At 64.5% G+C, this 11,768-nt stretch carries 7 protein-coding genes and 1 pseudogene; 4 read left to right on the top strand and 4 right to left on the bottom strand.

Going from position 1 to position 11,768, the window contains the following annotated elements:
* Both BV034_RS14090 and BV034_RS14085 read right to left on the bottom strand, forming a co-directional pair.
* A pseudogene (locus tag BV034_RS14090) lies at positions 1–248 on the bottom strand (hypothetical protein); the annotation flags it as partial.
* 488 nt (positions 249–736) lie between these two features.
* Positions 737–1,663, bottom strand: a complete 927-nt coding sequence (locus tag BV034_RS14085; RefSeq protein ID WP_063768785.1) for a ketopantoate reductase C-terminal domain-containing protein — start codon at positions 1,661–1,663, stop codon at positions 737–739.
* 1,108 nt (positions 1,664–2,771) lie between these two features.
* Between BV034_RS14085 and BV034_RS14080 the strand changes: the two genes are divergently transcribed.
* The 4 genes from BV034_RS14080 to BV034_RS14065 all read left to right on the top strand — a co-directional run bounded on the left by BV034_RS14080 (position 2,772) and on the right by BV034_RS14065 (position 9,659).
* A complete protein-coding gene (locus tag BV034_RS14080) occupies positions 2,772–4,085 on the top strand; it encodes an amidohydrolase (protein ID WP_050027645.1) in 1,314 nt (437 codons plus the stop codon).
* A gap of 874 nt (positions 4,086–4,959) precedes the next feature.
* Positions 4,960–6,531 (top strand): sialidase family protein, encoded by a 1,572-nt coding sequence (locus tag BV034_RS14075; RefSeq protein WP_050027644.1) that lies wholly within the window; start codon positions 4,960–4,962, stop codon positions 6,529–6,531.
* Positions 6,532–6,955: 424 nt separating this feature from the next.
* Positions 6,956–9,025, top strand: a complete 2,070-nt coding sequence (locus BV034_RS14070) for a sensor histidine kinase (protein WP_265592985.1) — start codon at positions 6,956–6,958, stop codon at positions 9,023–9,025.
* Between the two features lie 10 nt (positions 9,026–9,035).
* Complete coding sequence (locus BV034_RS14065; protein WP_050027642.1) at positions 9,036–9,659, top strand: response regulator transcription factor; 624 nt, start codon at positions 9,036–9,038, stop codon at positions 9,657–9,659.
* A 514-nt stretch (positions 9,660–10,173) separates the two neighbouring features.
* Here BV034_RS14065 and BV034_RS14060 read toward each other — a convergent pair.
* Together BV034_RS14060 and BV034_RS14055 are read right to left on the bottom strand one after the other, a co-directional pair.
* Positions 10,174–10,629, bottom strand: a complete 456-nt coding sequence (locus tag BV034_RS14060) for a VOC family protein (RefSeq protein ID WP_050027641.1) — start codon at positions 10,627–10,629, stop codon at positions 10,174–10,176.
* 173 nt (positions 10,630–10,802) lie between these two features.
* Positions 10,803–11,645, bottom strand: a complete 843-nt coding sequence (locus BV034_RS14055) for a DJ-1/PfpI family protein (RefSeq protein WP_265592984.1) — start codon at positions 11,643–11,645, stop codon at positions 10,803–10,805.
* Between the last annotated feature and the right edge of the window lie 123 nt (positions 11,646–11,768).

Raw genomic sequence — 11,768 nt, 5'->3', positions numbered from 1 at the left:
TAGGTCACGATGGCATCGGCATTGGCAGGGCCCTTGTAGGGCTCCCCGGCGGAGGCGGTGTAGCCCATCATGCACATCTCATCCGCAATCATCTGATGGTAGCCCCAGTCCTCCTCGGGGTGACGCTCGACGTAGAACACCTTCTTCCCGGCCAGGGAAGTGCCGGGAGTCTGCACCGTCTTCAGGGAGGTGACGCAAGACGAGAGCAGCAGGCAGAGGACCAGGGGCACGAGGGATCGAAAAAACATGCGCGGACTCTAGCACCCTTGTCAACCAAACCCGGTGGCGTGGGTCCGGTGCCGAGTCTGACGGTATTCCTGGGAAATGGCCTCCTCCAAGGTGCTGGGGGTGGAGAACCGGGGTCTGTCGAAATTTGGTGATATCGGCGAGAAGGCGAAGCTTGCAGACGCTTCAGTTAGTGCCTCCTCACGTCGACAACTACAGGGGCGCTGGGATGATGGGCCATCAAACACCAGTGGGTGAGAGGAGAGGCGTGAGCCATCGGGGTGCGTGCGGATACAGTAGGTGTTTGAGGATGCCTTCTGCCGTGAGGCCAACAACACCGGTCGTAGTTGTCGACGTGAGGAGGCACTAACTTCCCCGTATGCGATATATCCTCGTGGAGATCAACCTAGAGCCCAAGGGCTACTCCTTGGCCGCGAGCCGAAGCAACATCGAACACCCCAGACATCCCCTTCCTCTTCCTCTTAAGGAGCACGAGAGATGGCTGCCAGCCCTACCCCGCACCCCCTGTCCCCCGCCCCAACCTGGACTTCAGGGCGATCATCCGGCCGAGGGTCTCGGTGATCGGGAGGGACGCGGGCGGCTCCAGGGCGGCGGCGATGCGGGCGAGTTCGAGGTTCAGGTAGTCGATCTCCGTCTCGCGGTTCTCCCGCAGGTCCTGCAGAGTGGAGATGGCCTGGGTGGAGTTGGCGCTGATCTTCAGCACCCGTTCCATGAGGGCCTCCACCTCCACGGGGATGCCCAAACGGTTGGCCAGAGTGACGCCCTCCGTGACGATCTTCCGCGCCAGGTCCCGGGCCTCTTCGTGCTTTGAGAACAGGCTGTTGTCCACCTCCAGCAGCGGACAGACGGCGTTGAACACGCAGTTGATGATAGTCTTCGTCCAGGCCTCGCGCTGGATGTCCGCCTCCGCTCGCAGCGGGAAGCCGACCGTATGAAGCGCGGCCAGACAGGCCTGCAGCCGCTCCTGCGTGCCCGTGACGACGCCCACCGGCGAGGGCGTGACGGCACGGAAGCGGAAGCCCTTTTTCAGATCGCCTTCGCTCACGACATACAACACCGACCGGTAGATCTCCTGAAACCCCGCTTCCACAAACGGCCGCTCCACGCCCAGTCCGTTCTGCATGATGATCACCGGACCGCTCACCAGCGGAGCCAGCCGCCGGGCCAGGGCCGCGTTGGCATGCGCCTTGGTGGCAATGACCACCGGCCCCTTGATCTCCCCCAGCCGACCGATGCCCACCGTCTGAAGGGGCAGGTCCAGCGCCTGGTCAGCCACCGTGACGGGGACGGTCACCGTCTGCTCCGGCGCGTCTTCCTCGCTGGCGCGAACGCCGATCACTGGTCGCCCCGCGGCAGCGAGACAAGCCATCAAAGGCACCCCGACGGCGCCGCATCCAATCACGTAAACAGGTTCCATAAGTTGTAGCAGGAAGGTTCGAGGGAGGTCAGACGTTTATCCCTACGCCAGAACTGGTGTGCTGGACGCCTGGGGTAATTCCCGGGCTGGGCTTTGCCCATGAGCATCATTTCCGTGAACCCCAAAGAGCCGGGACGGCTCTTCTACCTTGCCCCATGGCGACCTCAGTCGGGAGGCTCAAAGTAGTGGTAGGCTTTAGCCTGCCTTTTACAGCGAAGGGGTAAATGGACAATCGGGCTTGAATGCGAAGACCGTCTGCAACGCCCTCGGTTTCTCGACTGAGCCGTCTAAAGACGGTACTCCAACCCTGTCGGCGGTCGTTTCGGAATAGTTTGGTTGTCTGGGACCGATGCGACGTCACATACGCGGGGCTAGGAACCCCCGCCTCCTTTACGTTGCCAGTGTAGAAGAACCGTCTCGGTTCTTGTTCTCCGAATCGCCCTGCGCCCCACAAGAGCCGGGACGGCTCTTCTACCTTCCCCGCAACGTCAGTAAGGTACAGAAGGCGGGGGTTCCTAGCCCCGCGGTCTATCGGGTGGGCGGAGCGAGAAGTGAATCAAGGGACGTTTGGTGCGTGAGCCGGTTGGCACAACCGGACTACGCCTGTGGCGACCTCTTGTGCGAGAGCTCAGGTCTTGTGTCTGGTGTCTTCTAGTCTGGAGTCTCCCGCGTAGCGGGCAGGGCGTGGTCTCCGGCCCCGCGGTCTGTTGGGTGGGCGGAGCGAGAAATGAATCAAGGGACGTTTGGTACGTGAGCCGGTTGGCACAACCGGACTACGCCTGTGGCGACCTCTTGTGCGAGCGCTCAGGTCTTGAGTCTGGTGTCTTCTAGTCTGGAGTCTCCCGCGTAGCGGGCAGGGCGGGATCTCTGGCCCCGCGGTGTGTGGGGTGAGCGGAGCGAGAAGTAGATCAAGGGACGTTTGGTGCGTGAGCCGATTGGCACAACCGGACTACGCCTGTAGCGATCTCTTGTGCGAGAACTCAGGTCTGGTGTCTGGTGTCTTCTAGTCTGGCGTCTCATCAAACCCTTTGTGCCTTCGTGCCTTTGTGTGAGAACTCTCAGGTTTTGCGACGTAGATGTTTGCGCCCCGCGAATGCTCTGACCTGAAATGAAACGCCACGCCCTGCCCCTTGCCCTGTTCGGATTCTGCACCGCTGCGCTCATGGCCCAGGAGTCCCCGCGCGACGCGACCTTCCGAACTACGATCGATGCCCTGTATCCGAAGCTGGTGGAGACCCGCCGAGACATTCACGCGCATCCGGAGCTTTCCAACGAGGAGGAACGCACCGCGGCGCTGGTGGCAGAGCGGCTGCGCACACTGGGCCTTCAGGTGAAAACCGGGGTCGCCAAGCACGGCGTGGTCGGCCTGCTGGACAGCGGCAAGCCCGGCCCCTGCGTGGCGATCCGTGCGGACATGGACGCGCTGCCCATCAAAGAACTGCGCGCCACGTCCTACCGATCACAGAACCCCGGCGTCATGCACGCCTGCGGCCACGATGTCCACACGACGGTCGGTCTGGGGGTCGCAGAGCTGCTCGCCAAGCACCGCGACCAGTGGCGGGGCAGCGTGAAGTTTCTCTTCCAGCCTGCGGAGGAAGGCATGCCTCCCACCTACAAGGGCGATTGGGGTGCGAAGCTCATGATCGCTGAAGGGGCGATGGACAACCCGCGGCCCGCAGCCGTGTTTGGCCTGCACTGCCGCCCGACCATCACGCGCACGGACGGCCGTGGCGAGGATCCGCACTACCTGCGCGCTGGTCAGGTCGCCTACGCCATCGGACCGGACAGCGCCAACAGCGACAGTTTCATGGTCACCATCCGCGGGGTCATGGCGCACGGATCCGCGCCCCAACGCGGCGTGGACGCCATCGTGGTCGCCGCCGAGGCGATCACTGCGCTGCAAACCATCCGCAGCCGCCAGACGGACACTCGCCAGCCGCTGGTGCTCAGCGTCGGCGTCATCCAGGGCGGTCAGCGCCAGAACATCCTGGCAGATGAGGTCACCTTCGGCGGCACCGTCCGCACCTACGACGCTGCCTTCCGCGACACGGTCCTGGAGAAGATGCACCGCACACTCAAGGGCATCACCGAGGCCAACGGCGCGACCTACACGATGGAGTATCGCAAAGGGTACCCGAGCGTAATCAACCACAAGGAGCTCGCCACAGCCACGCTGCCCAGTTTCCGCCGCCTGCTCGGCCAGGACAACGTCCTCGAAATGGTCCCCGGCATGGGCGGCGAGGATTTTTCGTACTTCGCCCAAGTCGTCCCCGGCTTCTACTTCCGCCTGGGGGTCAGCAATCCGGACAAGGAAATCACCGGAGAAATCCACACGCCCGCGTTTGATGTCGATGAAGCGTGCCTGAAGACGGGGGTCGCGGTCATGGCCGCTGCGGCGTGCGATTTTTTGGATCGCAACTGACGCTAGGCCTCGGGGCTGCTCGTGGTCAAAACTGTAGAAGAACCGTCTCGGTTCTTGTTCCTCGAACCACCCCGCGCATGCCATGCAAGAGCCGGGACGGCTCTTCTACCTTGCTCTGTGGCGACGCCTGCCGTGAAGCTTAAAGGAGGCGGGGGTTGTAGCCCTGCCCGCTGCGCGGGAGACGCCAGACTATAAGACACAAGACCTGAGCTCTCGCACAAAAGGTCGCCACAGGCGTAGTCCGGTTGTGCCAACCGGCTCACCAGCCAAACGTCCCACGATCATCTCCCCGCTCCGCCCACTCCACATACGCGGGGCTGGGAACCCCCGCCTCCTTTACTGATTGCCGCGTTCTCAATGTGGAAGAACCGTCTCGGTTCTTGTTCTTCGAACCACCCAGCACACCCAAGAGCCGGGACGGCTCTTCTACCTTGCTCTGTGGCGACGCCTGCCGGGAAGCTTACAGGAGGCGGGGGTTCCCAGCCCCGCGGGGGAGCGGAGGGGATGTGGGTGATGCGGAAGTTGTGCCCTATAACCGTCTGTAGCATCATCAAATGTTCGACTGAGCCGTCCCTGACCGCCTAAAGGCGGAACTCCAACCCTGTCGGTGGTCGCTTGAGGATAACTTGGACCTCGTCGACCGATGCCACGTCCCAAGCGCGGGGCTGGAACCCCCGCCTCCTTTAAGTTTCCCGCCCCTTCGTGCCTTTGTGTGAGAATTCTCAGGTCTGGCGTCTGGCGTCTGGCGTCTGGCGTCTGGTGTCTAGCAGTCTGGCGTCTTCTCTCCTGTCTTTCGTCTTCTGTCTCCCCCCCACTATGGTGTGATCTCCCGCCCCTTGTGCTCCATTGCCGCCCAGACAAGCGTGCCGCCGCCATGCGTCTCACTTCACTGCCTCTGTTCCTGACTTTGCTTGCCGCCACGGCGACGCACACTGTCGCCGCGGATCCAGCGCCCCCAGCCCCGGCCTCGCTCTCGCCCAATCAACTCACCCTCGCGACGGGCAATCCCTCTCTGGCGCTCATGTCGAGCAGCCCCGTGCAGGTCCCCGTTTGGTCGTTGTCCGGAGGCACAGTGGGGCAGTCGGTGGCCGGGTTGGTGACGGGGCTCCCCAGCGATTGCGCGGCGGTGAAGGTGGAGGTGGTGGTGACCCAGACGGATGCCTCCACGAGCCCGGCGTTTGAGGACGTTTACCGGGTGCATCTCTCCCAGATGATCGGAGACGGCCCGTTCACAGCCCGGTACAAGCTGGGCACGCCGGTGCGGACCGCGTTGCCCGCGGGACCGTTCCACAGCCGGACGATCGTGCTGGAGTCCTACTACGAGGTGGTGCCGGGCGCGCCGCTCTGGGTGCGAGTGCAGCGGGAGCCGGGCGATCCCGCAGACACGTTCGCCCACCCTGCCGGACTGGCTCTGGTGAAGGTGACGCCGGTGCAGGCGCCCAAGAAGGCGCACGTCGTGGAGGATGTGAAGGGCTACAACTCCTGGCCGATGCTGCAGGCCATCGGCAACAAGCTCGTGTGCGTGTACACCCGGGGCTCCGGGCACACGATCGGCGAAGACGCCCGCGCCACCTATGCGCGCACCTCCACGGATGGAGGTAAAACCTGGACGCAGGAAACAACCGTGGCCAATTCACCAGGGTACGGCGATGTGCCCGTGGGGAAAGGGCTGGATGCCAATGGGGCAATGCTCCTCTGGGTGCGCCGCGTGGGGAAAGAGCGCATCCACGACCTGTACCGCAGCACAGACGGGGTGACCTTTACCCTGCTGGCGACGCCGCAGCTGGCTGTGTCCCCCATGCAGATCACCGACGTCTTCGCCGTGCCGCAGGTCGGCCTCATGGCCCTGTGGTTCGCAGGAAACTACACGGACGAACCCACCAACTCCTGGGGCATCGTGACCAGCAGCGACAACGGCACCACCTGGACCCAGACCACGGTCGAAGCTGAGCTGCCCAAAGCGGAGTGGCCCACCGAGCCCTCCGCGGTGTACCTGGGCGACGGCAAGATCCTGGTCATCGCCCGCACAGAGTCGGGAGTCCTGACCACGGAGAGAGCCCAGTTCCAGATCGTGTCCACCGACAACGGAGCCACCTGGAAGCGCACGCGCACGAACATCGGCGATGTGACCGGCTCCACCCCGAGCCTGATCCTCGATGCCAAGACGGGCCTGCTGAGCAACTACTACTACCATCGCGGTCACGGCATCCTGCGGCGTCGGGTGGTGGACCCGAACACCGTGTTCAACGCCCCGCTCCAGTGGCCCACGTCAGAAGCCGTCGCCACCGGCAGCGCGGTCACGTGGGATGCGGGGAATGCAAACGCCACCGTGATCGGAGGCACCCACTACGTCTCCTTCTACTCCGGCAAGGCGCCGGACACGAGCGTGCTGGTGGCCGAGGTGAAGGCCCCGAGGCGGGATCAAGGAACTAACACCGAGGAGTGATGGAGTATTGGAGTGGTGTTGGGGGAGAGCTTCCTTGGCACGATGCATCGGCCCCCATGTACCAAGTAAATCATGAGCGTTCGCCGGCAGGGTTGGAGTACCGCATTTATGCGGCTCAGTCGTACGTCCCCTGATGTGGCCATCAGACACGACGGAGGATCTTGTTAGAGGTTGGCAGGCTTACAGGAGGCGGGGGTTCCTAGCCCCGCGGTCGGTTGGCTGGGCGGAGGGAGAAAGGGATCGTGGGACGTTTGGCTGGTGAGCCGGTTGGGACAACCGGACTACGCCTGTGGCGACCTCTTGTGCGAGAGCTCAGGTCTTGAGTCTTGTGTCTTATAGTCTGGAGTCTCCCGCGCAGCGGGCAGGGCTCTTCTACATTGCTCTGCGGCACTGCCTGCCGGATAAAGTACTGTTAGTCTCACCCATGTCATTGCCGCAACCCCGCCTCACCCACCCCCGCAACAGACGTGCGGCCGGGATGGTCATGGCCTGGGGCCTTTGCGTGGCCTTGACCGGCCTCCCCCTCCCCTCCGCCCACGCTGCCGAGGCCCCGCTCACCACGGCGGTGGCGGTGCGCTCCTTGCGCGAGGAGGAGGCAGCCAAAAAGCTGCCGGTGGAGCTCCGCGGGACGGTCGTCTTCATCGAGGGGCCGAACGGGGCCATCGTGATCCAGGACAGCACGGCGGGCACCTTCTTCCGCGGTCAGAGCGAGACGTCTCTCCAGCCGGGCGACGAGCTCCAGGTCAAAGGGGTCACCACCCCGGGAACGTATCTGCCGGGCATCGAGCAGGCGAGCTATGTGAAGCTGGGGCATCGGGAGCTGCCCCCGGCTCTGCCGGCGACTTATGCGGACATCCTCTCGGGGCGGTACTTTTTCCAACGCATCGCGGTAGAGGGCATCGTGCATGCGGTGGTGCCCACGAGCGATGAATCACGCTCCATCCTGACCCTGGCCCTGGGGCAGGATCTGCTGGAGGTGCGCATCTGTGCGCCGCCGCAGGAGGGGCGACAGCTCACAGACAGCCGCGTCCGCATCGAGGGGCTGGCCGCAGGCGGCGTGAACCAGCGTCGGCAGTTGGTGCAAGCCATCGCCTGGGTGCATGACTGGAGCGGTCTGCAGGTGATCAAGCCCGCGCCTCCAGAGAGCGAGGTGCCGCTGATCTCCGGCAGCAAGTTGCTGGCGTTCGATGCGCTCGGCCAGGACAGGCATCGCGTGCGCATGGCGGGCACGGTCATCGCTGCTTTCCCCGATGGAGAGATCTTTGTGCGGGATGATGCGACCGCATTGCGGATGCAGATGCTCAAGCCTCTGCCCCTGCCTCTGGGCACGCGGGTGGAGGTCATCGGCTTCCCCAAGATGCAACGCTTCAGCGCCTCTCTGGTGCATGCGCAGGTGCTGCGGCAAGAGCCCGGCCCGGCCCCTGCCGCGATCGCCGTGAACCTGGCGGACCTCATCAAGGGAAAGCATGACAACGATCTCGTCACCGTGACGGCCGACCTCACGAGCAGCTTCCAAACGGAAGACGGTCACGTGCTGGTGCTCCAGGAAGGCGGTCGCTCGCTCCGCGTGCAGATGCCCGCAGATGGCCGTCAATTGCCCGCCGGTGCCCGCGTGCAGGTGACGGGCATTTGCCTGGTGGACTCCAACACCGCCTCTGGCACCACCTCCACGCCACGCAGTGCGCATCTGCGCTCCCGCTCAGCCAGCGATGTCGCGGTGCTCAGCGCCCCGCCGTGGTGGACCGCGCGGCGACTCGCACTGGCCGTGGGCCTGCTGCTGCTGGCGATGGCCCTCTGCGCCCTGTGGATCGCCTTTCTGCGCCGGCAGGTGCGTCGCCAGACCCAGGCGCTCCGCCGCCAGATCCAGCACGAGGCCACGCTGGAGGAACGCCAGCGGATCGCGCGTGAGTTTCATGATACCCTGGAGCAGGGGCTCACCGGGCTGGCCCTGCGGCTGGATGCCGTGAAGGCGCGGGGTGCCGATGAGAAAAGTGGCCGCCTGCTGCAGGCCTCGCGTCGTCTCGTCTCCCAGATCCATGAGGAAACCCGCAGCCTGGTCTCTGAGCTGCGCCAACCTTCACATGAGGCACTGGACCTCAAGACCGAGCTGGCCAAGATTGTGGAAGAGCACACCACCGACTGCGGCCCCGCCGTGGAGTTGCAGGCAGATGAGCCGCTACCCGCGCTGCCTTCCCACATCGTGCACCATCTGAAGATGATCGCCCGCGAGGCCGTGACCAATGCGCTGAAACATGCCCAGGCATTGCATGTGGTAATGCGTGTGCATATGCAGTGGCAATGCCTGCGCATTGCCGTGGCAGACGACGGGCAGGGCTTTGACTTCGAGGCGCGGCATCACGGCCAGGCGGGCCGATTCGGCTGCATCGGCATCGAGGAGCGCTGCGAGAAGCTGAACGCGACCGCTCACTGGCGCACCGCCCCGGGCCAGGGCACCGTCTTGGAAATAACTTTGCCCCTGAACACCGCCGCTTGAGGCCCCTCATATGACGACCCCGCTGACCCTCCTCATCGTCGATGACCACTTCGTCGTCCGCAGCGGCCTCGTGGCCGCGCTGGAGATCGAAGACGACATCGAGATCATCGGCGAGGCCAAGCGCGGTGATCAGGCACTGGAGGCCTACCAACGCCTGCGGCCGAGTGTCGTGCTCATGGACCTGCAGCTCCCCGGCCTGAGCGGCGTGCAGGCCACGGCGGCGATCTGTGCGCACGACCCCGAGGCGCGCATCCTGGTGTTCTCCACCTTCTCCCATGAGGACGAGATCCTCGCTGCGCTGAACGCCGGGGCGGCGGGCTATGTGCAAAAGTCCTCCACCCGCGAGGACCTGCTGGACGCCCTGCGTCGCGTGGCCGCAGGCGGCACCTCCCTGCCCCCAGAGCTGGCTCAAAGGCTGGAGAGCCAGCGCATTCGCCTCACCGTCACCCCGCGCGAGCGTGAGGTCCTGGAACTCATCGCCAGCGGCCAATCCAACAAAAGGATCGCCGCCAGCATGGGCGTCGCTGAGGACACCGTGAAACGTCACGTGACCCACATCCTGGAGAAGCTCGGCGTGAACGACCGCGCCCAAGCCACCGCCGAGGCGATCCGGCGGGGGATCATCCGGGTGTGAGGCGGGGCGTGTAGAAGAACCGTCTCGGTTCTTGTTCGTCGAGTCACCCAGCGCCGCCAAGAGCCGGGACGGCTCTTCTACCTTGCCCTGTAGCGACACCAGCCGGGAAGCTTAAAGGAGGCGGGGGTTCCAGCCCTGCCCGCTGCGCGGGAGACGCCAGACTATAAGACACAAGACTCAAGACCTGAGCTCTCGCACAAGAGGTCGCCACAGGCGTAGTCCGGTTGTGCCAACCGGCTCACCAGCCAAACGTCCCACGATCATCTCCCCGCTCCGCCCACTCCACACACCGCGGGGCTGGAACCCCCGCCTCCTTTTAGCTTCCCAACCCTTCGTGCCTTTGTATGAGAATTGCATCCTCCCGCCTCGCGGCCTGATTCCGATTGCCAATCTGCGCTGCGCTATCGCCCCGCTCAGCGCCTCAGGTCTTATGTCTGGCGTCTGGCAGTCTGGTGTCTTCCCTCATGTCTTTCGTCTTCTGTCTTCAAGTCTTCTGTCTCCCGCGCAGCGGGCCTCAGCTCCAGTTCTGCAGTTCCAGAATATTCCCCTCGGGATCCTTGGCATACACAACAGTCAGTGTGCCGACGCCGGAGACCACGGTGCGGACCACTTCGCCGATGGCACCGCCGCCGGCTTCTTGCACGGCCAAGAGAGCTGCGGGGACATCCTCCACCAGGAAGGCCAAGTGGCCGAAGCCGCGCTCGTTCACCACAGGATCGGGCCGCTCCAGCATGTGCTCGTAGTTGAAGATCTCCAACGTCGGCCCATCGGGGCCGTGACCTGGCAGCGTGAGGTGCATGCCGGTCAGATGGGCCTCCGTCAACGCCGTAAGACTATCCAGCCACGCGCCGGACAGATCGCGCTCCGGCGGCTTGGGCGTGCAGCCGAAGACGTCTTGATAGAAGGCCGCCAACCGACGCCAGTCACGCGCGGTGAGGTTGGTGTGAACATACTTGGAGGAGATGGCCATGGCGTAAAGGTGTAGCACAGATGCGCAGCTGGGAAAAGACCGGCGAGGGCGGGGGTGGGTGAAAGGGTGGTCTGTGGACGATGCGAAGCAGCCCCATGCTCGCGTCCAACGACGGCCAGAGCTCAAGTCTGATGTCTTCTGTCTTCAAGTCTTCGGTCTCCCGCGCAGCGGGCTCACTTCCCCAGGCGTCGCGCGGTCGCGGCTCTGGCCTCGGTGAGAGGCCGGTAGCGGGCGGTCACGGCCGCCAGCACATCCGGCGGCGCGGTCTCCGGGTTGCCAGCCTGGAAGGGCGGTTCAGGAGCATACTGGATGTCGAGCTGAATCTGCTGCGCCACGTTCTCCCCTCGAACCAGAGCGGCCAGCGTCAGCGCGCCATCGATGCCCGCAGTGACCCCGGCGGATGTCACCAGATCGCCGTCCACCACCACCCGTTCCTTGGCCGTGATGGCACCGAAGTGCCCCAGCAGGGACAATGCCGACCAGTGCGTGGTGGCCCGGCGACCCCGCAACACACCAGCCGCGCCGCAGAGCAGGGCCCCGGTGCAGACGGAGAACAAGGCACGCCCCTCATGCTGCTGGGCGGCGATGAAGTCGAGCAGGTCCCGGTGCTCCATCAGCGCCTCCTGGCCCGGTCCACCGGGAACGACCAGCACATCCGGCTGGCCTGCCTCGTTCAGCGCAATTTGAGGTGTGAGGATCAGCCTCTTGTGATCGCGAACCGGCGCATTCGTGAGACCGACCACCTGGATGCGGGCCTCCGGCACGCGGGCAAGCACGGAGAAGGGTCCGGTGAAGTCGATCTGGTCCATGCGCTCAAAGACGAGCATCGCGATGGTGATGGGCCGACCGCGAAGGCTCGTGAGAAATCGCGGGGGCGTCGTGGCCGCCGCCTCGCCCCGGACCGATGCCTGCCCCAGCGTGACCCCGGCCAGGGTGCCCATCGTGAGCCGGGCAAACTCACGTCGCCCGGTTTTCAGGGCGCTCTCCTCTTTCATGCTCTGGTAGTCGTGCTTCATGGCTTGGTAGTTTCCTCTACTTGGTGCGCAGAGTGACAAAGCGAGCCTATCCCGCCCCCAAACCCCAACAAAGGACGTTACTCCGCCATTTTACGCCATGCGCCACACGGCCCCGCAATGGCT

The organism is Verrucomicrobium sp. BvORR034 (genome assembly GCF_000739635.1).
In the GTDB taxonomy this organism is placed as follows: Bacteria; Verrucomicrobiota; Verrucomicrobiia; order Verrucomicrobiales; family Verrucomicrobiaceae; genus Verrucomicrobium.
Note: the sequence above shows the minus strand (reverse complement) of the source record. Positions and strands in the feature narration are given on the sequence as shown.

What these genes read in the sequence shown, in the direction of transcription:
- BV034_RS14080 (WP_050027645.1), top strand. Translation starts at nt 2,772, where the DNA reads ATGAAACGCCACGCCCTGCCCCTTGCCCTGTTCGGATTCTGCACCGCT.
- BV034_RS14060 (WP_050027641.1), bottom strand. Translation starts at nt 10,629, where the DNA reads ATGGCCATCTCCTCCAAGTATGTTCACACCAACCTCACCGCGCGTGAC.
- BV034_RS14055 (WP_265592984.1), bottom strand. Translation starts at nt 11,645, where the DNA reads ATGAAGCACGACTACCAGAGCATGAAAGAGGAGAGCGCCCTGAAAACC.
- BV034_RS14085 (WP_063768785.1), bottom strand. Translation starts at nt 1,663, where the DNA reads ATGGAACCTGTTTACGTGATTGGATGCGGCGCCGTCGGGGTGCCTTTG.
- BV034_RS14075 (WP_050027644.1), top strand. Translation starts at nt 4,960, where the DNA reads ATGCGTCTCACTTCACTGCCTCTGTTCCTGACTTTGCTTGCCGCCACG.
- BV034_RS14065 (WP_050027642.1), top strand. Translation starts at nt 9,036, where the DNA reads ATGACGACCCCGCTGACCCTCCTCATCGTCGATGACCACTTCGTCGTC.
- BV034_RS14070 (WP_265592985.1), top strand. Translation starts at nt 6,956, where the DNA reads ATGTCATTGCCGCAACCCCGCCTCACCCACCCCCGCAACAGACGTGCG.